General features: G+C 72.8%; 26 protein-coding genes and 1 pseudogene. 19 read left to right on the top strand and 8 right to left on the bottom strand.

Translation table 11 applies throughout. The features are described 5' to 3' along the window. Nucleotides 1–22: 22 nt before the first annotated feature. Both ABC795_RS12390 and ABC795_RS12385 read left to right on the top strand, forming a co-directional pair. Entirely contained in the window at nt 23–742 is a 720-nt protein-coding gene (locus ABC795_RS12390; protein WP_347057496.1) for a phosphatase PAP2 family protein, read from the top strand. Between the two features lie 7 nt (nt 743–749). Next, entirely contained in the window at nt 750–1754 is a 1005-nt protein-coding gene (locus ABC795_RS12385; RefSeq protein WP_347057495.1) for a hypothetical protein, read from the top strand. A 3-nt stretch (nt 1755–1757) separates the two neighbouring features. Here the strand turns inward: ABC795_RS12385 and lexA are convergent, their stop codons facing one another. Continuing rightward, entirely contained in the window at nt 1758–2519 is a 762-nt protein-coding gene (gene lexA / locus ABC795_RS12380; protein ID WP_347057494.1) for a transcriptional repressor LexA, read from the bottom strand. A 207-nt stretch (nt 2520–2726) separates the two neighbouring features. Here lexA and ABC795_RS12375 point away from each other — a divergent pair, with 207 nt between their 5' ends. The 5 genes from ABC795_RS12375 to serA all read left to right on the top strand — a co-directional run bounded on the left by ABC795_RS12375 (nt 2727) and on the right by serA (nt 9886). Continuing rightward, nucleotides 2727–3239, top strand: a complete 513-nt coding sequence (locus ABC795_RS12375) for a LysM peptidoglycan-binding domain-containing protein (RefSeq protein ID WP_347057493.1) — start codon at nt 2727–2729, stop codon at nt 3237–3239. Between the two features lie 214 nt (nt 3240–3453). Next, entirely contained in the window at nt 3454–3738 is a 285-nt protein-coding gene (locus ABC795_RS12370; protein WP_347057492.1) for a hypothetical protein, read from the top strand. 237 nt (nt 3739–3975) lie between these two features. After that, nucleotides 3976–4530 (top strand): transcriptional regulator NrdR, encoded by a 555-nt coding sequence (nrdR, locus tag ABC795_RS12365; protein ID WP_347057491.1) that lies wholly within the window; start codon nt 3976–3978, stop codon nt 4528–4530. Nucleotides 4531–4676: 146 nt separating this feature from the next. Next, nucleotides 4677–7556, top strand: a complete 2880-nt coding sequence (locus tag ABC795_RS12360) for a vitamin B12-dependent ribonucleotide reductase (RefSeq protein ID WP_347057490.1) — start codon at nt 4677–4679, stop codon at nt 7554–7556. Between the two features lie 1073 nt (nt 7557–8629). Continuing rightward, nucleotides 8630–9886, top strand: coding sequence for a phosphoglycerate dehydrogenase (serA, locus tag ABC795_RS12355; RefSeq protein ID WP_347057489.1), 1257 nt, complete (start codon nt 8630–8632; stop codon nt 9884–9886). 353 nt (nt 9887–10239) lie between these two features. Here serA and ABC795_RS12350 read toward each other — a convergent pair. After that, nucleotides 10240–10326: pseudogene (locus ABC795_RS12350) on the bottom strand (hypothetical protein); the annotation flags it as partial. Between the two features lie 554 nt (nt 10327–10880). Here ABC795_RS12350 and ABC795_RS12345 point away from each other — a divergent pair. Continuing rightward, nucleotides 10881–12068 carry a glycerate kinase gene (locus tag ABC795_RS12345; RefSeq protein WP_347057488.1) on the top strand — a complete coding sequence of 396 codons (1188 nt, stop codon included), beginning with the start codon at nt 10881–10883 and terminating at the stop codon, nt 12066–12068. Between the two features lie 62 nt (nt 12069–12130). Here the strand turns inward: ABC795_RS12345 and ABC795_RS12340 are convergent, their stop codons facing one another. Next, nucleotides 12131–12751 carry a hypothetical protein gene (locus ABC795_RS12340; protein WP_347057487.1) on the bottom strand — a complete coding sequence of 207 codons (621 nt, stop codon included), beginning with the start codon at nt 12749–12751 and terminating at the stop codon, nt 12131–12133. Between the two features lie 151 nt (nt 12752–12902). Between ABC795_RS12340 and ABC795_RS12335 the strand changes: the two genes are divergently transcribed. After that, nucleotides 12903–13076 (top strand): hypothetical protein, encoded by a 174-nt coding sequence (locus ABC795_RS12335; RefSeq protein ID WP_347057486.1) that lies wholly within the window; start codon nt 12903–12905, stop codon nt 13074–13076. Nucleotides 13077–13106: 30 nt separating this feature from the next. On the opposite strand, the gene ABC795_RS12330 is transcribed toward ABC795_RS12335, so the two are convergent. Beyond that, nucleotides 13107–13301 carry a hypothetical protein gene (locus tag ABC795_RS12330; RefSeq protein ID WP_347057485.1) on the bottom strand — a complete coding sequence of 65 codons (195 nt, stop codon included), beginning with the start codon at nt 13299–13301 and terminating at the stop codon, nt 13107–13109. Between the two features lie 99 nt (nt 13302–13400). Here ABC795_RS12330 and mgrA point away from each other — a divergent pair, with 99 nt between their 5' ends. The 7 genes from mgrA (at nt 13401) to ABC795_RS12295 (ending at nt 17257) form a co-directional block, all read left to right on the top strand. Beyond that, on the top strand, nt 13401–14435 hold the full coding sequence (gene mgrA / locus ABC795_RS12325; protein ID WP_347057484.1) for an L-glyceraldehyde 3-phosphate reductase: 1035 nt from the start codon (nt 13401–13403) through the stop codon (nt 14433–14435). 76 nt (nt 14436–14511) lie between these two features. Continuing rightward, complete coding sequence (locus tag ABC795_RS12320; protein WP_347057483.1) at nt 14512–14646, top strand: hypothetical protein; 135 nt, start codon at nt 14512–14514, stop codon at nt 14644–14646. Between the two features lie 40 nt (nt 14647–14686). Next, entirely contained in the window at nt 14687–15367 is a 681-nt protein-coding gene (locus ABC795_RS12315) for a glycosyltransferase (protein ID WP_347057482.1), read from the top strand. Further along, complete coding sequence (locus tag ABC795_RS12310) at nt 15322–16254, top strand: PilZ domain-containing protein (RefSeq protein ID WP_347057481.1); 933 nt, start codon at nt 15322–15324, stop codon at nt 16252–16254. Before ABC795_RS12315 ends, ABC795_RS12310 begins: the two co-directional genes overlap by 46 nt. After that, nucleotides 16251–16418 (top strand): hypothetical protein, encoded by a 168-nt coding sequence (locus tag ABC795_RS12305; protein WP_347057480.1) that lies wholly within the window; start codon nt 16251–16253, stop codon nt 16416–16418. The genes ABC795_RS12310 and ABC795_RS12305 overlap by 4 nt, the downstream gene beginning before the upstream one ends. 78 nt (nt 16419–16496) lie before the next feature. Next, nucleotides 16497–16709: a DUF4177 domain-containing protein gene (locus ABC795_RS12300; RefSeq protein WP_347057479.1), complete on the top strand. Its 213-nt coding sequence runs from the start codon at nt 16497–16499 to the stop codon at nt 16707–16709. A gap of 11 nt (nt 16710–16720) precedes the next feature. Then, complete coding sequence (locus tag ABC795_RS12295) at nt 16721–17257, top strand: DUF4334 domain-containing protein (RefSeq protein ID WP_347057478.1); 537 nt, start codon at nt 16721–16723, stop codon at nt 17255–17257. Here the strand turns inward: ABC795_RS12295 and ABC795_RS12290 are convergent. The 3 genes from ABC795_RS12290 to ABC795_RS12280 are packed head-to-tail and all read right to left on the bottom strand — an operon-like array spanning nt 17241 to nt 19107. After that, nucleotides 17241–17648: an arsenate reductase ArsC gene (locus ABC795_RS12290; protein ID WP_347057477.1), complete on the bottom strand. Its 408-nt coding sequence runs from the start codon at nt 17646–17648 to the stop codon at nt 17241–17243. The genes ABC795_RS12295 and ABC795_RS12290 overlap by 17 nt on opposite strands. Beyond that, nucleotides 17645–18769, bottom strand: a complete 1125-nt coding sequence (arsB, locus tag ABC795_RS12285; RefSeq protein WP_347057476.1) for an ACR3 family arsenite efflux transporter — start codon at nt 18767–18769, stop codon at nt 17645–17647. Before arsB ends, ABC795_RS12290 begins: the two co-directional genes overlap by 4 nt. After that, nucleotides 18766–19107: a metalloregulator ArsR/SmtB family transcription factor gene (locus ABC795_RS12280; protein WP_347057475.1), complete on the bottom strand. Its 342-nt coding sequence runs from the start codon at nt 19105–19107 to the stop codon at nt 18766–18768. The genes arsB and ABC795_RS12280 overlap by 4 nt, the downstream gene beginning before the upstream one ends. Nucleotides 19108–19239: 132 nt before the next feature. Between ABC795_RS12280 and ABC795_RS12275 the strand changes: the two genes are divergently transcribed. Together ABC795_RS12275 and ABC795_RS12270 are read left to right on the top strand one after the other, a co-directional pair. Next, the gene (locus ABC795_RS12275) at nt 19240–19716 is read left to right on the top strand and encodes an ArsI/CadI family heavy metal resistance metalloenzyme (RefSeq protein WP_347057474.1); all 477 of its coding nucleotides are present in this window, start codon (nt 19240–19242) and stop codon (nt 19714–19716) included. Nucleotides 19717–19807: 91 nt separating this feature from the next. Beyond that, nucleotides 19808–20761, top strand: a complete 954-nt coding sequence (locus tag ABC795_RS12270; protein ID WP_347057473.1) for a hypothetical protein — start codon at nt 19808–19810, stop codon at nt 20759–20761. A gap of 28 nt (nt 20762–20789) precedes the next feature. On the opposite strand, the gene ABC795_RS12265 is transcribed toward ABC795_RS12270, so the two are convergent. Next, complete coding sequence (locus tag ABC795_RS12265) at nt 20790–21416, bottom strand: CAP domain-containing protein (protein ID WP_347057472.1); 627 nt, start codon at nt 21414–21416, stop codon at nt 20790–20792. A 74-nt stretch (nt 21417–21490) separates the two neighbouring features. On the opposite strand from ABC795_RS12265, the gene ABC795_RS12260 reads away from it, so the two are divergent. After that, nucleotides 21491–22297, top strand: a complete 807-nt coding sequence (locus ABC795_RS12260; RefSeq protein ID WP_347057471.1) for an SDR family oxidoreductase — start codon at nt 21491–21493, stop codon at nt 22295–22297. Nucleotides 22298–22304: the final 7 nt, after the last annotated feature.

Raw genomic sequence — 22304 nt, 5'->3', positions numbered from 1 at the left:
CACGGCCCGGTACGGTTGCGGCGTGGCGAGGGGCGCGGTGCGGGAGACCGGTCTTCCCGGTTCCGCGCCCGTCGTCTCGGCCGGTCGGCCGCCGTGGTGGCTGGTCGGCGTGGCGGTCCTCGTCCCGGTCCTCGTGACCGCCGACCTGCTCACCCACGGCTCGCTGGAGCGGCTGGACCTGCTGGTCTCGGAGGTCGTCAGTGACTGGGGACTGCGGGGCACCGCGGGCTACCCCGTGGTCTGGCTGGTCACCCAGCTCGGCGGGCGGGTCACCATCCTCGCGGTGCTCGCCGGTCTGCTCGGCTACCTCTTCTGGCGGCGGCGGACGTGGTTGCCGATCGCCCGGGTCGCGCTCGCCCTCGCTGTGCTCACCGCCGGCGTCTACGCCATCAAGCACGGCATCGGTCGCACCGCCCCGGCCTTTCCGGGGTCGTACTACTTCCACCCCGACGGCGCTTCCTTCCCCTCCGGGCACGTGGCCAACGCCGTGCTCATGTGGGGCGTCGCCCGGTGGCAGGCGGTCGAGTACGGACTGCCGTCGGCGGTGCAGCGCACGTTCTGGTGGCTGAGCGTGGCCGGACCGGTCGCCACCGGTGTGGCGATGGTGTCGCTGGACTTCCACTGGGTCACCGACGCCGTCGTGGGAGCGGCTGTGGGCATCGTGCTGCTGGGCGTGGTTCATGCACTGGACGCGCTCGTGCTGTCACGCTTCGTCCGTGCCCGAGCAGGCCGGACCGGATAGCGGCGCCGTGAGGCGGCTCGTCCTGGCGACCGCGCTGACCGGCGTCCTGCTCGGTGTCCCCGGGATCGCCGGGGCCGGGGGCGCAGCACCCACAGTGCGGTGCTCGATCACCGATCCGCGCCTCGCCGAGGTCTCGGGACTCGTCGCCGTGGGCGAGCAGGTGCTCGCGCTCAACGACGGCGGCGACCAGGTCGCCGTCTACGGGCTCGACGACGCGTGCGCGGTGATCGACGTCCAGTCCGCCCCCGTGGACCCGTACGACCCCGAGGACCTGGCGGTCGGACCGGACGGCGGCGTCTGGATCGCCGACACCGGGGACAACAACGTCGACCGCGCGACCGTCGCGCTGCACGTCCTCCGCCCCGACGGCAGCACCGCGCTGCACCGGCTGACCTATCCCGACGGCGCGCACGACGCCGAAGCGCTGCTGGTGACCCCGGACGGAACCCCGTACGTGGTGACCAAGGAGGTCCTGGGCTCCAGCGGTGTGTACCGGCCGGCCGGTGCCCTCGCCGACGGCGGAACGGCGCCCATGGAACGGGTCGCCACCGTGAACGTGACGCTGACCGGCACCCCCGGCGGACCGGTCGGCCGGGCCGGTCAGCTGATGATCACCGGTGGGGCGGTCGCGTCGGACGGCAGCGCCGTCGCGCTGCGCACCTACACCGACGCCTACGTGTGGCCGCTGACCGCCTCCGACGTCCCGGGCGCGCTGGCCGGTGAGCCCGTGCGGGTGGCCCTGCCGGAGTCACCGCAGGGCGAGGCGGTCAGCTTCACCGCCGACTCGCGCGCGCTGGTGGTCGCCAGCGAGGGGCTGCCCAGCGCGGTCACCGTGGTACCCCTCCCGGCCGGCGCACCGCCCGCGGCGACGGCGGCACCGGTTGCGGACCCGCTGCCGGGCTTCGAGGAGCTGGTGCGCTCGGACCGCTCACCGGTCGCGGCCGCGTTGATCGCCGCCGCCGTCGCCACCCTCGTGGTCTGGCTGGGCAGCCGCCTGCGTCGTCGTCCCTGACGGTCAGACCCTGCGCAGGACCGACACGACCCGGCCGAGGATCGTGGCCTCGTCGCCGGGGATGGGCTCGTAGGCGGGGTTCTGCGGCAGGAGCCACACGTGACCGTCGCGGCGCTTGTAGGTCTTCACCGTTGCTTCACCGTCGATCATGGCGGCCACGATCTCCCCGTTCTCGGCCGTCGGCTGCTGGCGGACGACGACCCAGTCGCCGTCGCAGATCGCCGCCTCGACCATCGAGTCACCGACCACCTTGAGCATGAACACCGTTCCCTCGCCGACGAGTTCGCGGGGGAGCGGGAAGACGTCCTCCACCGCCTGCTCGGCGAGCACGGGACCACCGGCGGCGATCCGCCCGACCAGGGGTACGTACGTCGGGGCAGAGGCCTGCTCGCCGTCGCCGACCACGAGCGGCTCGACGGCGGCGGCGCGTCCTGCGTCGCCGGGCAGCCGGACGTCGAGGGCGCGCGGCCGGTTGGGGTCGCGGCGCAGCCAGCCCTTCTTCTGGAGGACCGACAGCTGGTGCGCGACCGAGGAGGCCGACGACAACCCGACCGCCTCGCCGATCTCGCGCACCGAGGGCGGGTAGCCGCGACGGTCGATCGAGTCGCGGATGACCTCCAGCACCCGGCGCTGCCGCTGGGTGAGTCCGTCACCGTCGGCCGTCCGGTCCGGAAAGGCGCGCACCGACGCCGAGGCGTCGGCCGTCCCCGGGGCGGCGCTCCGGCTCCCGCGTCGGCCGCCGGACGTCCCGCTCGAGTTCGTCACGTCTCCTCCTCGCCGGCTGCCCGCGCAGCTGATCAGCCTGGTCGTCGTAGCGACCGTAGCGCCGATCGCCGGTCAGTTCAAACACGTGTTCGAAAGTTGCCGTGTCGCGTCGCTCCTGTCGGACCCGTGCGGTAGACATCGGGCAAGCGTTTGAATCGAACAGGCGTTCGGGCCGGGGGGATCCGGCCAGGTGAGGAGCGGGAAGCCATGGCCGGCAGTGCGGCAGCGACGGTGCGCGGAGAGATGCCCGGCGCGGTGCGGGAGCGGCTCGAGCGGCGGCCGGAGCGGCACCTGCGCGTGCTGCCGCCGGTCCCGCGCGCCTACGCGGTCGCACCGGCGGCCGGAGGTGGGGCCGCGGGCCGGTCGGCGCGCGGCGCCCGTCCCGCCGTAGCCCTGGGGCATGCCGCAGGGTGGCCGGGGAAGCCGGCGCTGCCACCTCTCCGGCTGACCGCTCGCGGTCGCCGGCTCGTGGCCGCCCTCGCGCTGCTGCTGGTCCTCTGCGTGGTCGCGCTCGGGACCGCGGTGCTCGGCGGGGACGGTGCCGGCCTGGAGCTGATGGGGACGACGAGGGTCATCGTCGAGCCGGGGGACACGCTGTGGTCGATCGCGAGCGCAGCGGCGGGTGGGCGGGACGTGCGGGAGGTCGTCGACGGCATCCAGCTGTTGAACGGCCTCGACGGCTCGGCGATCCTGCCGGGGCAGGTCCTGCGGCTGCCCTGAGTCAGCTCCCCCGAGCCCGGTGGACTCCGCCGGCCGCGGCAAGAGGTGCCCAGCCCGGCCCGACGAGCTCCTCGACCGTGCGTGTTGAAGCGTCGGCCGTCTGTGTTGGCCATCACCCTCGCCGCCTGTCGCAGTCCAGCGTCATGGAGAACCGCGCCGCGGTGTCCGCCCTGCCGACCCCAGGCCGTCGAGGCCCACCAGGTCGGTGCCTGGTGTGCAGGGGCTGCCGGGCTGTCGGCATGACGATTCGGGCACCTGCCAGGTGTGCGTGCGGGTCGTCGTGGGCGGCGCCGAGGCGACGGCGTGGAGCGAGCTGTCGACCGTGCGGCTGCCCGAGCCGCCTGTCGCCGCACCCGCTGCGGCCGTCGTCGCGGCATCTCGCGCGACGCAGCGCGTGGCCGTGGCGCGGGCGGTGTCCGCAGTTCGCGGCGGGCGCTCCGCCGGTGCCGACGCCACCGCGAGCCTTCCGCTGGTCCGAGACGCCGGGCATGTCCTGTGACTGCTGGGATCCGGTGTTCCGCGTGCGCACGGCAGTGCCGGGGCGGAACACGCCGAGGAAACGATCACTTGCACATCTTGTGCGGCGCGTCCTAGGGTTCCCCTACATCTAGTAGTTACAGAGCTGTAAGCCCGTCCACAGGCTGGTCCTCAGGTTCTCCCCGGCGCATCCACCGGATGTCCCCAAGAGGGTCCACAGCCGGCCGGTGGGGGTGCAGGAAGAAGGAGGTGAACCACCGTGCGATGCCCGTTCTGCCACAACGCCGACAGCCGGGTGATCGACTCGCGCGAGGCCGATGAGGGCGCCACCACCCGGCGTCGCCGGTCCTGCCCCGCGTGCGGGCGGAGGTTCACCACCGTCGAGGAGGCGGTGCTCGCCGTCGTCAAGCGCAACGGCGTGAGCGAGCCCTTCAACCGCAGCAAGGTGGTCGCCGGCGTCCGGCGGGCCTGCCAGGGCCGTCCGGTCGACGAGGACCAGCTCAAGCTGCTCGCCCAGCAGGTGGAGGACGCCATCCGCGCCAGCGGCGCGGCGGAGGTGCCCAGCCACGAGGTCGGGCTGGCGATCCTGCGACCGCTGCGCGAGCTCGACGAGGTCGCCTACCTGCGCTTCGCCAGCGTGTACCGGGCCTTCACCTCGCTCGAGGACTTCGAGAAGGAGATCACCGAGCTGCGTGCCCGGCACCTGGCGGCGGGTACCCCGCCGCTGCCGGGCATGCAGGGGGACCCGCCGGTCCGCCGGCGGGGTGGGGGCCGGGGGCAGCCGGTCGCCTCCGGCAGCCCTGCCGGCACCTGAGAAACCCGTCAGTGCCACCCGATAGACAGCAGTTCGAGCAGTTACCGATCGCGGCTCTTCCCCAGCCCCCGATCCGCCACCGCGCAGCACCACCGCGCAGCCCCGCGAAGCACCACGCGACACACGACCAGGGAGAGCTACACACCATGACCGATACCGACGACCGCGTGGCCGGTCCCCGCACCCGCCGCGGCGCCAAGGCGCCCAGCCGGGGCAAGGGCCTCAAGATCAAGCGCGTCTTCACCACCGCCGGTGTGCACCCGTACGACGAGGTGACCTGGGAGCGCCGCGACGTCGTCATGACCAACTGGCGGGACGGCTCGATCAACTTCGAGCAGCGCGGTGTCGAGTTCCCGGCCGAGTGGAGCATCAACGCCACCAACATCGTCACCACGAAGTACTTCCGCGGCGCGGTCGGCACCTCCCAGCGGGAGGCCAGCCTGCGCCAGCTGATCGACCGCGTGGTGCTCACCTACACCGAGGTCGGCCGCGAGCACGGCTACTTCGCCACCGAGGGCGACGCCGAGATCTTCGAGCACGAGCTGACCTGGATGCTGCTGCACCAGTACTTCAGCTTCAACTCGCCCGTCTGGTTCAACGTCGGCACGAGCGCCCCGCAGCAGGTCAGCGCCTGCTTCATCCTCGCCGTCGACGACGAGATGGACTCGATCCTGAACTGGTACCGCGAGGAGGGCCTGATCTTCAAGGGCGGCTCCGGTGCCGGCCTGAACCTCTCCCGCATCCGCTCCTCCAAGGAGCTGCTCTCCTCCGGCGGCACCGCCTCGGGCCCGGTCAGCTTCATGCGCGGCGCCGACGCCTCGGCCGGGACCATCAAGTCCGGTGGCGCCACCCGGCGCGCGGCCAAGATGGTCGTCCTCGACATCGACCACCCCGACATCGAGGAGTTCATCGAGACCAAGGCGCGCGAGGAGGACAAGATCCGCGCGCTGCGCGACGCCGGGTACGACATGGATCTCGGCGGCAAGGACATCACCAGCGTCCAGTACCAGAACGCCAACAACTCCGTCCGTGTCTCCGACGAGTTCATGCGCGCGGTGGAGGAGGGCGACGAGTTCGGTCTGCGCGCCCGCCTGGACGGATCGGTCATCGAGACGGTCGACGCCAAGTCGCTGTTCCGCAAGGTCACCCAGGCCGCCTGGGAGTGCGCCGACCCGGGCATCCAGTACGACGACACGATCAACGACTGGCACACCAACCCCGAGACCGGCCGCATCAACGCGTCCAACCCCTGCTCGGAGTACATGAGCCTGGACAACAGCTCGTGCAACCTGGCGTCGCTGAACCTCATGAAGTTCCTCAAGGACGACGGCACGTTCGACGCCAAGAACTTCGTGAAGGCCGTCGAGCTGGTCATCACCGCGATGGACATCTCGATCTGCTTCGCGGACTTCCCGACCGAGCCGATCGGTGAGACGACCCGCGCCTACCGCCAGCTGGGCATCGGCTACGCCAACCTGGGCGCCTTGCTCATGGCGACCGGCCACGCCTACGACTCGCGCGGTGGCCAGACGCTGGCAGCGGCGATCACCTCGCTGATGACCGGCACCGCCTACCGGCGCTCGGCCGAGCTCGCCGGCATCGTGGGTGCCTACGAGGGCTTCGCGCGCAACGCCGACGCCCATGCCCGGGTCATGCGGAAGCACGCCGCGGCCAACGACGCCATCCGCCCGGTCGGTGCCGACGACGCCGACGTGCTCAAGGTCGCCACCCAGCAGTGGCAGGAGTGCCTGGAGATCGGCGCCGACAACGGCTGGCGCAACGCGCAGGCCTCGGTGCTGGCCCCCACCGGCACCATCGGCTTCATGATGGACTGCGACACGACCGGCATCGAGCCGGACTTCTCGCTGGTCAAGTTCAAGAAGCTGGTCGGCGGCGGCTCCATGCAGATCGTCAACCAGACGGTGCCGCGGGCGCTGCGCAGCCTGGGCTACCAGGAGGAGCAGATCGAGGCGATCGTCGAGTACATCGCCGAGCACGGCCACGTCGTCGACGCCCCGAGCCTGCGCCCGGAGCACTACGAGGTGTTCGACTGCGCCATGGGGGAGCGGGCCATCAGCCCGATGGGCCACGTCCGCATGATGGCCGCCGTCCAGCCGTTCATCTCCGGCGCCATCAGCAAGACGGTCAACATGCCCGAGACGGCGACCGTCGAGGACGTCGAGACGATCTACTTCCAGGGCTGGAAGATGGGCCTCAAGGCACTGGCCATCTACCGCGACAACTGCAAGGTCGGCCAGCCGCTGTCCGGGGGCAAGGGCAAGAACGACGGCACCAAGGCCGAGGCCAAGGTCGAGGCGTCGGCCCCCAGCGCGCTGTCGCACCCGGTGCGCAAGCGGCTGCCGAAGAAGCGGACGAGCGTCACCACCTCGTTCAGCGTCGCCGGCGCCGAGGGCTACATGACCGCCGGCATGTACGAGGACGGCAGCCTCGGTGAGGTGTTCCTGAAGCTCGGCAAGCAGGGCTCGACCCTCGCCGGTGTGATGGACGCCTTCTCGATCGGCATCTCGCTGGCCCTGCAGCACGGTGTCCCGCTGGAGACCTACATCTCCAAGTTCACCAACATGCGCTTCGAGCCGGCCGGCATGACCGACGACCCGGACATCCGGATCGCCCAGTCCGTGATGGACTACATCTTCCGTCGTCTGGCGCTGGACCACCTGCCGGTGGACAAGCGTGCCGGCCTGGGCATCTTCACCGCCGAGGAGCGGGCCGCACAGGTCTCCGGTTACGGAACCTCCGCGTCGACGGCCACCGTGCAGGAGGAGGAGGTCGACCTGGAGCAGCTGCGTGGCTCCGCGCCGATCGAGACGTCCAAGGTGGATGAGAAGGTCACCCCCGCGGGGCCGAAGTCGGTCAAGGAGGCCCACTCCTCGGCCGAGCTCCTCGAGTTGGTCACCGGGACCGCCACCGACGCGCCGCTGTGCATGACCTGCGGCACGAAGATGCGCCCGGCCGGTAGCTGCTACGTCTGCGAGGGCTGTGGCTCCACCAGCGGCTGCAGCTGACTGTCGTCGGACAGTGACGGGCGTCTTCCCGATGACACCGGAGAAAGTCTGGACGTGACACCTGACGGTGTCGCGCGGCGGTGACGAGGATCGCACTCGCTGAGTGACACCTGCATCGCTGCAACACCTGGAGGTGGCCACGGCCGCCGCCACGGAATCCCCCGTGGCGGCGGCCGTGACCTACGTGGCTGAAGCAGTGCCGGGCGTCCGACTCGCCGAGGCGCGGAGGCTGCGGCTGTAGCGGCAGAGGTTGCGGCAAGGCTCCTTGCGTCGGGCGTGCTGCACCGACTTCGCTGACCTCATGGGCGGCACGGCATGAAGGGGGTAGGTCGTCGACTCCTCTCCGGCTGGGTGCGAGGAGGGGCGACCGGGGCGTGCGTGTCCGGCCCACCCCGGGCACGGTGGTCCGCAGCCCCTGGGCCGGGCTCGGTGACCGCAGCGCGGACATGCGCATCCGGCACTGCAGGTGTAGAGGGCCAGCGACGCCGGGGTGGTGGTCGACGTGCCGGGCACCTGATCACGGGGTGCTTGCTCGGTCCCGTCACGACTCCCGCCCGAGGCATGGCCCGCACTTGCGAGTCGGGGCCGGGCCTCACCCGGCGTGATCCCTAGCGTTCAATGGAATGTCCAGCGTGGTCCCACTCGTTGTGTCGCTGCGTGGCGTCTCGGCCGCTGCAACCAGTTCCTTCGACCGATGCATGGAAGGCGCGCCGCGTCGGGCGAGAACGATCCGGCTGCGAGTGCTCCGACGGCAGCCGCGACCGGACCGATGGTCACCGCGTGCAACGGTAGGAGGCCTGGTTGGAAGAGATGGCGATCGCCGACGACGGCCAGCGGTCCCACTTCGGCACCGGGTGCCCAACGGCCGAGCGCGTACTCCACAGACCTGATTCATCCGCCCCGCCGGCAGCGCGAAGGAGAAACCACGTGCACCGAGTAGAACCGCACAACACGCCGATCCGCCCCCTCGAGGCCGTCGCGCTCTACCGAGATGGCGTCGCCGAGCACCGTTCGCGCAGACCAGCAACGGGCAGGGAAAGCACCATCGCGCCGACGTGCTCGGTGGTCGGTCGATGACCGGCACGCTGGGCCGCGCGCTGCTGCTCGAGAACATCCACCCGAGCGCCGTAGAGGTGCTACGGGGAGCCGGCTTCGAGGTCGAGCAACGACCGGGCTCACTGGCCCCGGACGACCTGGCCGACGCGCTGCAAGGCGTCACCCTCCTCGGCATCCGGTCCAACACGACGGTGACCGCTGAGGTCATCGCCAAGGCTGGCGACCTCGCGGCCATCGGTTGCTTCTGCATCGGGACGAACCAGGTGGACCTGGCGGCCGCCACAGATACCGCGGTCCCAGTGTTCAACGCGCCGTACAGCAACTCCCGGAGCGTGGTGGAGCTCGTCATCGGCGAGATCATCGCCCTGTCACGCCGACTCACGGTGAAGAACCAAGCGATGCACAACGGCGTGTGGGACAAGTCTGCCGGCGGGAGCTACGAGGTCCGAGGCAGGACGCTCGGCATCGTCGGTTACGGCAACATCGGCACTCAACTCGCCAACGTGGCGGAGGCGCTCGGCATGCGAGTCGTCTTCTTCGACATCGCTGATCGGCCCATCCACGGCAACGCTCGGCGCATGTCGAGCCTCGACCAGCTTCTCGAGACAGCCGACGTGGTCAGCCTTCACGTCGACGGGCGCCCTGGCAACGCCGGGATGTTCGGCGACCAGCAACTGGCCAAGATGAAGCCCGGCGCGATCTTCATCAACGCCTCACGCGGCATGGTCGTCGACGACTCCGCACTGCGTGACCACCTCCTCGCCGGCCACCTCGGCGGCGCGGCCCTGGACGTGTTCCCCGTCGAGCCGAAGGCTCAAGGCGACTCCTTCGAGTCAGTGCTCCGCGGCCTCGAGAACGTCATCCTCACGCCGCACATCGCTGCCTCGACCAAGGAAGCGCAGGAAGAGATCGGGTGGTTCGTCGCGGGCAAGCTGCTCAACTACGTCAGGTCCGGTGACACCAGCCTGTCGGTCAACTTTCCGCGCGTACAGCTTCCGGCTCAGACCAGCGCTCAGCGGCTGAGCTACCTGCACCACAACGTGCCCGGGGTCCTCGCGGAGCTGAACAGCGTCGTCAGCGCGGTGGGTTTGAACATCGAGGCGCAGGCTCTCTCGACGACCGGACAGCTCGGCTACGTGCTCACCGACTTCGACAGCCGGCCTTCCGAAGAACTGATCCAGCGGATCGCCGCCCTACCGCACACGATCACCGCACGGCTGATCGGCGAGGTCGGGAACGAGGCAGGGGCCCGTTCGCGGTCCGGCCGCAGCTGACGTAGGCGGTCGGAGCTGCCGCTACCGCGGATCCGGGTGCCCTCGACCATGAGGTCGTGGTGCCAGGCGGCGGCGCGCTCGTCGTTGCTCGTCGGGGGCTGGCGGTATGCCTGCTCGGCGACCGGGTGCGGTGCGCGGCGATGCGGCTGTCGCCTGGGCCGGAGTGCGGGTCGGGCTGGCGCGAGACCGGGCTGACTCGATCGCCCAGCCGGCCTCTCCTGGCCGGACGCACCGGGGGGACCGGGAAGTCGCTCGGTCGCGGGCCCGTCCGGCACCCCTGCACCGACGACGTAGGTCCGTGCGTTGGTGAACTCGGTGGCACCCGCTTCGCCGAGTTCCCGGCCGTAGCCGCTGCGCTTCGTCCCGCCGAAGGGCAGCCGGGGGTCGGAGGCGACCACGGTGTTCACGAACAGCGCGCCGGAGGTGATCCGCCGGCCCACAGCCAGGGCGTGCTCCAGGTCGCTGCTCCAGACGCTGGCGCCGACGCGCGGACCTGCTGATCCAGTGCGTCGCGCGGGTCGCCGAGCCGGAGGTCGGCCACTGCTCCTGCGAAGGGCCGACTGAACTTGTCGGCCACGTCCCGGTGCACCAGGCAGCGCTTCGCGGCGAGGTAGCTCTCCCCGTGTTGATGAAGCGGCTCCGCACGGCCCCGGCCACGGCCAGGTCGAGGTCGGCGTCGGCCAGGACGACGAAGGGGTCCGAGCCTCCGAGTCCCAGCAGGGTTCTCTTGATCGCCCGTCCGGCCGTGGCGGCCACCGCTGCGCCGGCCCGTTCGCTACCGGTTAAGCTGACCGCGCAGAGCCGGTCGTCCTCGATGAGTGCCCGGCTCACCTCCGGCACGTCGGCCTCCGCGACCACGATGCTGCGGAAGACGTCCCCGGGCAGGCCGGCATCGCGGAACACCAGCTCGATCACCAGCGCACATCCGGTCACGTTGGGGGAGTGCTCCGGAATCGATCCCGCGTCAATCGGGAGCCCGCACGGGGAGGCGAAGATGTCGGCGAGCGGCTCCGGGCCCCCCATCTCCCCGCTGATCGTGGTGGCTCCTGACAAGTTCAAGGGATCCGTCGACGCCGTCGGCGCCGCTGCCGCGCTGGCCCGCGGACTCCGGCGCCGGCTGCCCGGTGTCCGGGTGGTGGAGCACCCGATCGCCGACGGCGGCGAGGGGTCGGTGGAGATGGTCCTGGCGCACGGGTTCCGGCGCGTGTCGCGCGAGGTGAGCGGCCCGACGGGGAAGCCCCTCACGGCGACGTATGCGCTGCGAGGAGACACCGCACTGGTGGAGATGGCCGCGGCCGCGGGCCTCGGCCGGCTGCCCGAGGGGGGGCCGGACGACCGCACCGCGCGCACGGCCTCCACCTACGGCGTCGGGGAACTCGTCCGCGACGCGTTGGACCGGGGAGCCCGCCGGATCGTGCTCGCCGTCGGAGGCAGCGCCACGACCGACGGCGGGGCGGGCATGGTGGTCGCGCTGGGCGCTCGCACGTGGACGGCGTCCGGACAGCTGTGGCCCCGGGGCGGGGCCGACCTGCCGGACGTCGTTCGGCTCGACCTCGACGGCCTGGACCCGCGCCTGGCCGGCGCGACCGTCACGGTGGCCTGTGACGTCGACAACCCGCTGACCGGACCGTCCGGGGCGGCGGCCGTGTACGGCCCGCAGAAGGGCGCGACCGCGGAGACCGTCGCGCTGCTCGACCGGGCACTGGGGCACTGGGCGGACGCGGTGGCCGCCGCGACCGGACGCGACCTGCGCGACCTCCCGGGGGCGGGCGCTGCCGGCGGTCTTGGCTTCGGTGCCGCGTCACTCCTGGGGGCCGAGGTGCGTTCGGGTATCGACACGCTACTGGACCTGAGCGGTTTCTCCGGCACTCTCGCCGGCGCCGATCTGGTGATCGTGGGCGAGGGCTCGCTGGACGAGCAGAGCCTGCACGGCAAGGGCCCGATCGGCGTGGCCGCCGCTGCAGGACGGGCCGGGGCCCGCGTCGTCGCCGTGGCCGGTCGCAGCACCGTCGCGCTCGACCGGTTGCGCCACCTCGGGATCGACGACGTCCACACCTTGGCCCAGCTCGAACCCGATCTCGAGCGGAGCATGCGGCACGCGACCGACCTGCTCGAGACGACCGCCGAACGGATCGCAGCCGGATGGCTGCGCGACCGATCGGAGGGGACTCCGACGACATGACCCACGAGGCCGACCACACCACCCCCGTCGACCCGCTGAGCATAGAACGCACGCCCGGCGGCCTACGCGGCGCCGCAGGATCGAGGGGCTCCGGGCGCACGAGCCCGTGGGCGCCGACGAGCTGACGGCCGTGGCCGAGCACCAGGGCCGTGGCCGTCCGCGCAGAGACGTCGTCCTGATCCGCTCCGGCTACCCGAGCCAGAGGCCCCCGACGTCGGGTCAGGCTCCGCAGCGCGGCACGTCGGCGGCGCCGAGAACCGGACGACGACGGGCACTCCGCGGCCGTTGTAGCCGGCCAGCCGCTCGGCCAGGTCCGCGGCCACGTCGTCGGTGACGGCGGCCAGGCCCTCGTGCGGCTCCAGGGTGAGCAGCAGCAGGCCGCCGTCGGCCCGCACCTGCTCGACCGCGGCATCCAGGTGGCGCGCGTCGGTGGGGGATAGGGGGAAGCCGGTGAACGAGACGGTGACCGCGGGCCGCGAGCCCAGCGCCGCGGCGTACTCAGCCAGCGACTGCGCGCCCCAGTCGGGGTTCACCCCCAGGTAGATCCCGTCGCCGGCGCCCGGCCGGCCGAGCTCGGCCGTCGCGCACGCCGGGTCGGCCGCGCTGCCGGTGCTCCCCCCGGCGGTGCCGCAGGCAGAGGCCCCGAGCAGGGCGGTGACGGTCAGGGCCAGCAGTCGTCGCACCCGTTCTCCATCGGCCGGGGAGCGCCCGCGGGCAGTCCACAGCCCGGTGGGCTGCCCAGTTCGGGCCAGGGTCCGCCACGGGCGAGCCGGCGGGCGACCGGACGCGGCGCCGGGGCTGGACGGCGCGGCGCCGGGGGAGCAGGCTCGACCCATGACCGAGAACCGCTTCGCCGTGGACCTCGACGAGTTGGAGGCCGGCGTCCGGGTCGAGCGCGCCGACCAGGTCGCCGAGCACCCGGCGCCCGGCCCGCCGCCGGGCACCGGGTGGAGCACCGACCGGCAGCCGTTCGCCGACGGAGCGGGCGGCGACGCCGACGGCGAGTGACCGGGAACGGCAGCGGCGCCCCGAGGCGGGTCAGCCCCGGTCGTCCTTCTTCAGCCAGCCGTAGGCGGCGGTGGCCAGGAACAGGGCCACGCCGACGAGGAGCAGCTCGAACAGCCCCTCGATCACCGCGCCGATGATCGAGAGCACGAGCCACACGACCAGGAGGAGTCCGATCAGGCGCAGCAGCACGGCGAACTCCGGGGGAGACGGGGCGGGCGCTCCCACCCTAGAACCCGGTGGCGCGGCCGGGTCGTGAGCGGTGCTCGGCCCGGGAACGCCGGTCCGGCCGTCGCGGACGGCGCGGTCGTCGGAAAGGATGCGGCAATGCCCTACTCCGCAGCCGACGACCGCTACGACTCCATGACCTACCGCCGCACCGGGCGCAGCGGCCTGGACCTGCCGGTGATCAGCCTGGGCCTCTGGCACAACTTCGGGGACGACGTCCCCCTCGACCGGCAGCGGGACATCCTCCGCCGGGCCTTCGACCTCGGCATCACGCACATCGACCTGGCGAACAACTACGGGCCGCCCTACGGCAGCGCGGAGACCAACTTCGGCCGGCACCTGGCCGACGACCTCCGGCCCTACCGCGACGAGCTCGTCATCAGCACGAAGGCCGGCTACGACATGTGGCCCGGCCCGTACGGCCAGGGCGGTGGCTCGCGCAAGTACCTGCTGTCGAGCCTGGACCAGTCGCTCACCCGGATGGGCCTGGAGTACGTCGACATCTTCTACTCCCACCGGCCCGACCCCGCCACGCCGCTCGAGGAGACGATGGGGGCGCTGGACACCGCGGTCCGCTCGGGCAAGGCGCTGTACGCCGGCATCTCGTCCTACTCGCCCGAGGACACCGCGAGGGCGGCCGCGATCCTGGCCGACCTGGGGACGCCGCTGCTGATCCACCAGCCCTCGTACTCCATGCTCAACCGCTGGATCGAGCGCGACGGGCTGCTGGACACCCTCGCCGACGTGGGCGCGGGCTGCATCGCGTTCTCCCCGCTGGCGCAGGGGATGCTCACCGACAAGTACCTCGGCGGCGTCCCGGAGGGCTCGCGGGCCAGCCAGGGCAAGTCGCTGTCCCCGGACCTCCTGACCGAGGACGCGCTCGGCCACGTCCGCGCGCTGGACGAGATCGCGCGGGGCCGCGGTCAGAGCCTCGCCCAGATGGCGCTCGCCTGGGCGCTGCGGGACGAGCGGGTGACCACGGTGCTGGTGGGGGCCAGCAGCGTCGGTCAGCTGGAGCAGAACGTGGGGGCGCTGGCCACGCTGGAGTTCGCCGACGACGAGCTGGCCGCCATCGACCAGCACGCCGTCGACAGCGACATCGACCTGTGGGAAGGCCCGCGCACCGGCGCCTGACCAGGGCGGGGCCGGGAATCGCGTCTCACCCCTCCGGGGGGTGTGTGGGGCGGCCCGCGATGTCGATGCATCCGGGATGAGCATCGAGCGGGCCGGCCTCGGCCGCCCCACAGGAACGCGGGACGCCGTCCCCGCGCCGGAGAGCGCGCTGCGGCTGGCCGTCGTCCGGACCGTCGCCGTCGCCGCCGTCCTGGCCACCGCCGGGTACTGACCTGGCGGCTGGTCGCGACTGCGCCCGAGGGCCCGGCGCTGTGGATCGGCGTGCCCTTCCTGGCGCTGGAGCTCTACGGCGGCGTCGCCCTGGTGCTGTTCGTGATGACGACCTGGAACGTCGCGCCGGCGACCGTGCCCCCGCCCCGGCCCGGCCCGGCAGCCGTCGCTACGTCAGCCGGCCCGAGCACGACCACGCCAAGGCCGGCAACCTCAACCACGCGCTGGCCCTGGTGCGCACCGATCTGGTGGCCGTCCTCGACGCCGACCACGTGCCGGATCCGGATTTCCTCAGCCGCACGGTGCCCTACTTCGCCGACGAGCGGCTGGCGCTGGTGCAGACGCCGCAGCACTTCTACAACACCAGTTCCTTCGAGCACCTGCGCCCGGGCGTGGACCTGCACGAGGAGTCGCTGTTCTACCGGGTGATCCAGGCCGGCAAGCACCACGCCGGCGCCGCCTTCTGGTGCGGTACCAACGCGGTCCTGCGCGTCGGTGCGCTGCGGGAGGTCGGCGGGGTGGCGACGGAGTCGCTCACCGAGGACCTGCACACCACGATGAAGCTGCACCGCGCCGGCTGGCGCAGCACCTACCACAACGAGGTGCTCGCCCGCGGTCTCGCGGCCGGCAGTCCGGACGCGTTCTACGCCCAGCGTCGCCGGTGGGCCGGGGTGCGATGCAGGTACTGCGGCACGACAACCCGCTCACCGCCACGGGGCTGACCCTGCGTCAGCGGCTGGCCTACCTGTACTCGCTGCTGGCGTGGTTCGACTCGTGGCGCACCCTGGGGCTGGCCCTGGTCCCGGTGACGGCCCTGGTCACCGGGCTGTTCCCGGTCGAGGGGCCGCCGCTGCAGTTCGCGGTCATGGCGGGTGTGCCGTTCCTGCTCCAGCAGGTGGCGCTCGCGCTGCTGGCCCGCGGGTTCGCCCCGGCGCGGTTCGCGCCGCTGTTCGAGGTGGTCCGCCTGCCCTCCAACCTGGCCGCGACCCTGTCGCTGGTGCTGCGGGGCGCCGGACGGTTCACGGTGACCGCCAAGGGGCGGACCGGCGAGGACCGGACCCGCGCCCGGGTGCCCGCGCTGCTCTGGGTGCTGGCCGGCGTGCTGGCCGGCAGCCTGCTGTACACGCTCGCGAGCGTCGCCGGGTGGACGCCGACCGCCCACCGGCTGGGCGGCGCCACCCTCGTGCCGGTGTTCTGGGTGGCGACCACCCTCGGGTTCGTCGTGGCCGGGATCCGCCGGATCCGCGACCCCCGCTTCGCGGCTGAACGCCGCGACGGTCACCGGTTCCCCGCGGCACTGCCCGCCGTGGTGGACGGCGCGCCGGCCCGGCTGGTCGACGTATCCCTGGGTGGCGCGCAGGTGCGCGTCCACGGGACCGGCGCGTCGGTCGGCGACGAGGTGGAGCTGGCCGTCCGGGTGCCCGACCGCGCCGGGCACGTCGTCTTCCGCGCCACCGTGCGCTCCCGGGCCGACGACGTGCACCGCTGCAGTTCGTGGGGCGGCAGTGGGCCGAGCTGGCCGCGCTGTCGGCGACCGCCTTCCGGGCCGGTGCGGCCCGCTGGACGGCCACCCTGGTCACCCCGCTCACCGCCCCCGAGCCGACGGTGACCGGGGCGAGGATCCTCGCTGCCCGCGCCCACCCCGAGGCCGTCGCGGCGGCGATGCGCAGCCCCTTCGTCGCCGCCGGTCGGCGGACCGGCGGCGGGAACACGCAGCACGTCCCGCGGAGCACACCCGAGCTGGAACGCACCCTGACCGCCGTGGAGAGCTGATCGCCGTCCCGGTCGACGGCCGGTGGGGGAAGCGGGCAGGCTGGGCGCCTGACCACTTCCGGGGAGGACGGACGGCACATGGCTGCGGCGCGCTACGAGTACAAGGTCGAGGAGATCCGCGAGGGGCTGGTCGGGGGCAAGATGTCCGGCGGGAAGCTGGAGAAGGTGCTCAACGAGCACGCCCGGCAGGGGTGGCAGCTCAAGGCCATCACCGCGGTCGAGGTGAAGGGGCGCATCGGCCCGGGTGGTGTGGACGGGATCCTGGTGACCTTCGAGCGCCCGGTCGCGTGACCCTGGAGTTCGTGAGCAGCGACCAGTGGCTGGAGCGCGCCGCGGGCGGGGTCCCCCGGGACGAGGCGCTGGCCTGGTTCGACGTCCTGCCCCCCGTCCCCGCCGAGGAGATGCTCGGGCGGTGGCGGGGGAGCGGCCTGCCCACCGGCTCACCGCTCGACGGCCTGCTGGAGAGCTACGGCTGGTACGGCAAGGAGTTCGTGGACGCCGAGACGGTGCACCCGCTGCTGTTCACCACCCGCTCCGGCCCGCGCGCGGTCGACCCGGCACTGGTGCCGGTCGCCGTGCTGCGCGACCGACCCGGCCTCGCGCACTCCCGGGCGGCGCAGGTCGCCTTCCGCGCCGTCCGCCCCCTGCTGACCACGTCGCGGCCGAGGGCGCGGCTGCGGGCGGTCGAGCACCGTGGGGTGGTCACCGCCGCGATGGTCTACGACGCGCTGCCGATCATCGACGTCTTCCGGCGGGTGGACAGCCGCACGGTGCTCGGCCTGATGGATCTGCGCGGCCTGCCCGACCCGTTCTTCTTCTCGCTCAGGCGGGAGAGCTGACCCCGAGCTCGGCGAGCAGGCCGCGGATCCGGCCCTCGATGTCGTCGCGGATCGGGCGCACGGAGTCCACGCCCTTGCCGGCCGGGTCCTCCAGATGCCAGTCGAGGTAGCGCTTGCCGGGGAAGATCGGGCAGGCGTCGCCGCACCCCATGGTGATGACCACGTCGGAGGCCTCGACGGCGTCGGTGGTGAGCACCTTCGGCCGCTGGTCGGAGATGTCGATGCCGACCTCGGCCATGGCCTCGACCGCGGCGGGGTTGACCTGGTCGCCGGGCAGCGACCCGGCGGAGCGCACCTCGACGCGGTCACCGGCCAGGTGCCGCAGCCAGCCGGCGGCCATCTGGGAGCGGCCGGCGTTGTGCACGCAGACGAACAGGACGCTGGGGGTCATCGGGTGCTCCGGATCGTGGTCGGGACGGTGGGGTCGCCGGGGAACCAGCGGCGTGCAGCCCAGAGGGACACGTAGACCAGTGCCACCAGGACCGGCACCTCGATCAGCGGGCCGACGACACCGGCGAGCGCCTGGCCGCTGGTGACGCCGAAGGTGCCGATGGCGACGGCGATGGCGAGCTCGAAGTTGTTGCCGGCCGCGGTGAAGGCGAGCGTGGCGGTCTTGGCGTAGCCCAGCCGCAGCCGCATGCCGAGCAGGAACGAGCCGCCGAACATCACCACGAAGTAGGCCAGCAGCGGCAGCGCGATCCGGGCGACGTCCCAGGGCTGGGAGGTGATCGCATCACCCTGAAGCGCGAAGAGCATGACGATCGTGAACAGCAGCCCGTAGAGGGCGACCGGGCCGATCCGCGGCAGGAACCGCGCCTCGTACCAGGCGCGGCCACGGCGTCGCTCGCCCAGCGTGCGGGTGAGGAAGCCGGCGAGCAGCGGGATGCCGAGGAACACCAGCACCGAGACGACGATCGCCCAGAAGCTGAACTCCGCGGAGGTGGTGGTCAGCCCGAGCCAGCCGGGCAGCACCTGCAGGTAGAACCAGCCCAGGACGGCGAACGCGAGGATCTGGAACACCGAGTTGATCGCGACCAGCACCGCGCCGGCCTCGCGGTCGCCGCAGGACAGGTCGTTCCAGATGAGCACCATGGCGATGCAGCGGGCCAGGCCGACGATGATCAGGCCGGTGCGGTACTCGGGCAGGTCGGGCAGCAGCAGCCAGGCCAGGGCGAACATCAGCGCCGGGCCGATCAGCCAGTTGAGCGCCAGGCTCGCGCCCAGCAGCCTCCGATCGCCGGTCACCCGGTCCAGTTCGGAGTACCGGACCTTGGCCAGCACCGGGTACATCATCAGCAGCAGCCCGATCGCGATCGGCAGGCTGACGTCGCCCACCTCCACGGCCGACAGGGCGTCGTCCAGCCCCGGTACCCAGCGGCCCAGGGCCAGCCCCAGCGCCATCGCGGCGATGATCCAGACCGGGAGGAACCGGTCCAGGGGCGACAGTTTCTGCAGGACCGGGGCGTCGGCGGGGACGTCGGTGCGCGCGGTCTCGCGGACGGCGTCGCTCATGCGGGCACCCGCCCGGTCTCGAACAGGCTGGCGACGGCGCTGAACGCGGTCGGCCGGACCGCGTAGTACACCCAGACCCCCCGCTTCTCCCGGTCCAGCAGCCCGGCGGAGTGCAGCACCTTGAGGTGGTGGCTGATGGTCGCCTGGGTGAGCTCGAAGGCGTCGTTGAGATCGCAGACGCAGGCCTCGCCGCTCGCGCTGGAGGCGATGAGGCTGACCAGCCGCAGGCGGACGGGGTCGGCCAGCGCCTTGAGCAGGGGGGCCACCTGCTCGGCCTGCTCGGCGGACATGGCCGTTCCGGACAGCGGCGTGCAGCACGCCAGGCCGGGCTCGCTCATCGGTTCTCCCTCGCATCGGACGTCGACCGCCATCGTAACGATGAGAATCGTATTGACAACCGTCGATGCCCGGTGTTCATTCTGCGTTCAGGCATCGACGCCCGTCGATGCCTTGACCTCCAGGAGGATCCCGTGTCCCGCGTGCAGCTCGCCCTCCGCGTCGCCGACCTCGATGCGGCGATCGCCTTCTACTCCCGGCTCTTCGACGCCGTTCCGGCCAAGCGCCGGCCGGGCTACGCCAACTTCGCCATCGCCGAGCCGCCGCTGAAGCTCGTACTGCTGGAGGGAGCGGCCGGCGAGGCGACCCGCATGGACCACATGGGGGTCGAGGTCGGCTCGACCGACGAGGTCGGCGCGGCGACGGACCGCCTGGCCGAGGCGGGGCTGGCGACCCGCCCCGAGCAGAACACCACCTGCTGCTACGCCGTCCAGGACAAGGTCTGGGTGACCGGGCCGGGTGGCGAGCCGTGGGAGGTCTACACGGTCAAGGCCGACGCCCGCCCCGACCTGGAGGGGCAGACGGCCGCCGAGCTCTCGGCGGTCGCCGGTGACGGCACGTGCTGCACGCCCGAGGGTTCCGCCGACGCCCGCCTCGCCGCCTGCTGCTGAGCGCCGACGGGGTGCGCCGATGCCCAGTTCGGGAGTGCGGAGCTGCGCATCGGCGCACACATCGTCGAACCCTCTGGCATCGTGTTCGCGCGTGGATCTCGACCAGGTGGCGGACGAGCTCTACGAGGTCGCGCCCGAGGAGTTCGTCGCCCTGCGCAAGCAGCGCCAGGACGAGGCCAGGGCCGACGGCGACAAGGCGCTGGCCAAGGAGATCGGGGCGCTGGCCAAGCCCTCCACCCCGGCGTGGGTGTGCAACCTGCTGGTGCGCGCGCACCGCGCCGAGATCGAGGGCCTCGTCGACCTGGGCAACCTGCTGCGCGAGGCGCAGGACGACCTGGCCGGGGACGACCTCAAGGCGCTCGACGTGCAGCGGCGCCGGCTGCTGACCGCGCTCACCCGGCAGGCGCGGGCGGTGGCGTACGAAGGCGGTCACCCGGTCAGCACCGCGGTCGCCACCCAGGTCGAGGAGACGCTGCGGGCGGCGATGTCCGACCCCGAGGCGGGGAAGGCGCTGCTGTCCGGGCGACTGACCGCTCCCATGTCCTACAACGGCATGGGGCAGCTGGCCGGCCGCCCGGAGCTCCGCCTCGTTCCGCCGCCCCAGCCGGCTGCCGAGCCCGAGCGGGCGCCCGGGAAGCGCACGGCACGGAAGAAGCCCGACGAGGAGTCGGCGGCCGACCGCCGGCGCCGCGAGCAGGAGGAGCGGCTGCGCGCCGCCGAGGAGAGGCGGCAGCGGGAGCTCGCGGAGGCGCAGGCGGCCGCGGAGCAGGCGACCGCGGCGGCGGACGAGGCGGAGAGCGCGCTGGCGGAGCACCGGCGGCTGGTCGAGGACCTCACCGACCGGCGCACGGAGCTGGCGACGCGGGTGGAGGAGCTGGCCGACCAGCTGGCCGACGCCGAGCGCGCGGCCGCCGACGCCACCTCCGCGCTGAAGCGGGAGGAGCGACGCCGGTCCGCTGCAGAGCGTGACGCGGCGGAGGCGGCCGACGCCCGCGAGCACGCGCTGAGGCGGGTGGCCCAGCTCGCGGGCGACGCCTCGGGCTGAGCCAGGTCGTCCGTGCGGGCGACCGCCGTCACGAGCAGGACGGGCCGTCCTCCTCGGGCCGGGCGATCGGGTCCACCGACGGCGTCGCCTCGGCCACCGGCGGCCGGTCGGCGTCCACCGTGCGCCCGAACTCCTGGGTCGCCCAGACCGACCCGTCCGGCGCGCAGAACACCCCGACCCCCAGGCGGTTCCACCCGGGGTTGAGCACGTTCACCCGGTGGCCGTCCGACCGCATCCAGCCCACGTGGGCGACGCCCGCCGGCACCGGCCCCGAGGCGGTGAAGATGTTCTCGCCCAGCCCGCTGAAGCCGGAGAGCGCCTCCCGCGAGAGGACCTCCCGCACGTCCTGGTGCTCCAGCACCCCGCGCTCGGCCATGGCGGCGCTCCAGTCGCGGGCCACCTCGGCCAGCTCCTCGTTCCACGCGACCGGCTCCAGGTCCCGGGCGCGGCGCTCGTCGTTCACCCGGTCGAAGATCTCCCGGGCGATCCGCTCCTCCGGGTCCGCGGCGTCGCCGGCCGAGGGCGGCTCGTCCGGCTCGGGCGCCGTGCCGGTCCGCGTGGGCGAGGTGTCGACGACGACGCACCCGGTCGCGCCGAGCAGGACGGCGGCCAGCGCGAGGACGAGCCGGACGAGGAGGCGGCGGGCTGGGTCCATGTGCCTCCCGTACCCGGTTGCGGCCCGGGATGCCCGGACCTGCGCGCCCGTCGCACGATCGTTAGCGTGCCGTCATGGACGGCAGCACCTCGCGGGTCGCGATCGTCACCGGGTCGGAGTCCGGCATCGGGCGGGCGGTCGCCGTCGCGCTCGCCGAGCAGGGCTGCGACCTGGGCATCACCTGGTACCGCGACGAGCGGGCCGCCGGGGCGACGGCGGCGGAGGTGCGGTCGCTGGGCCGGCGGGCCGAGGTCCGGCACCTCGACCTGACCCGGCTGCCCGCCGCCGCGGACGTCGTGGACGAGCTGGCCGACGCCCTCGGCGGGGTCGACGTCCTGGTCAACGACGCCGGCACCGGGCACAGGACCCCGCTGCTCGAGCTCGACTTCGACACCTGGCGCGAGGTGCTCGCCACCGACCTCGACGGGGCCTTCCTGTGCCTGCAGCGCGCTGCCCGGCGGATGGTCGCCGCCGGGAACGGCGGCCGGATCGTGAACATCACCAGCGTGCACGAGCACGCGCCGCGGGTGGGGGCCGCCGGCTACTGCGCGGCCAAGGGTGGTCTCGGCCTGCTCACCAAGGTGGCCGCGCTGGAGCTGGCGGAGCACGGGATCACCGTCAACGCCGTCGCCCCCGGGGAGATCGCCACACCCATGACCGGGCAGGAGGACGAGGACCCGACCGCCCCCGGCCACGAGCGGCCCGGCGTCCCGCTGCGCCGCCCGGGCGACGCCCGCGAGGTCGCCGCCGTGGTCGCGTTCCTCGCCTCTCCAGGGGCCGGTTACGTCACCGGGGCGTCGTGGGCCGTCGACGGCGGGATGCTCCAGATGGGGCCGATGGCCGGCTCGCACCTCGACACCGACGACTGGCGCCGCGGCTGAGCGGCGC

This window comes from Blastococcus sp. HT6-30 (assembly GCF_039729015.1).
Lineage (GTDB): Bacteria > Actinomycetota > Actinomycetes > Mycobacteriales > Geodermatophilaceae > Blastococcus.
The sequence above is the reverse complement of the archived record's forward strand: the minus strand, read 5'-3'. Positions and strand labels throughout refer to the sequence as shown.

Excerpts from the sequence above, each read along its gene's own strand:
- ABC795_RS12260 (WP_347057471.1), top strand. The coding sequence starts at position 21,491 with ATGGACGGCAGCACCTCGCGGGTCGCGATCGTCACCGGGTCGGAGTCC.
- ABC795_RS12335 (WP_347057486.1), top strand. The coding sequence starts at position 12,903 with ATGACCGAGAACCGCTTCGCCGTGGACCTCGACGAGTTGGAGGCCGGC.
- ABC795_RS12310 (WP_347057481.1), top strand. The coding sequence starts at position 15,322 with ATGCAGGTACTGCGGCACGACAACCCGCTCACCGCCACGGGGCTGACC.
- serA (WP_347057489.1), top strand. The coding sequence starts at position 8,630 with ATGACCGGCACGCTGGGCCGCGCGCTGCTGCTCGAGAACATCCACCCG.
- arsB (WP_347057476.1), bottom strand. The coding sequence starts at position 18,769 with ATGAGCGACGCCGTCCGCGAGACCGCGCGCACCGACGTCCCCGCCGAC.
- ABC795_RS12265 (WP_347057472.1), bottom strand. The coding sequence starts at position 21,416 with ATGGACCCAGCCCGCCGCCTCCTCGTCCGGCTCGTCCTCGCGCTGGCC.
- ABC795_RS12345 (WP_347057488.1), top strand. The coding sequence starts at position 10,881 with ATGTCGGCGAGCGGCTCCGGGCCCCCCATCTCCCCGCTGATCGTGGTG.
- ABC795_RS12360 (WP_347057490.1), top strand. The coding sequence starts at position 4,677 with ATGACCGATACCGACGACCGCGTGGCCGGTCCCCGCACCCGCCGCGGC.
- ABC795_RS12290 (WP_347057477.1), bottom strand. The coding sequence starts at position 17,648 with ATGACCCCCAGCGTCCTGTTCGTCTGCGTGCACAACGCCGGCCGCTCC.
- mgrA (WP_347057484.1), top strand. The coding sequence starts at position 13,401 with ATGCCCTACTCCGCAGCCGACGACCGCTACGACTCCATGACCTACCGC.
- ABC795_RS12280 (WP_347057475.1), bottom strand. The coding sequence starts at position 19,107 with ATGAGCGAGCCCGGCCTGGCGTGCTGCACGCCGCTGTCCGGAACGGCC.
- ABC795_RS12300 (WP_347057479.1), top strand. The coding sequence starts at position 16,497 with ATGGCTGCGGCGCGCTACGAGTACAAGGTCGAGGAGATCCGCGAGGGG.
- ABC795_RS12375 (WP_347057493.1), top strand. The coding sequence starts at position 2,727 with ATGGCCGGCAGTGCGGCAGCGACGGTGCGCGGAGAGATGCCCGGCGCG.
- ABC795_RS12320 (WP_347057483.1), top strand. The coding sequence starts at position 14,512 with ATGAGCATCGAGCGGGCCGGCCTCGGCCGCCCCACAGGAACGCGGGAC.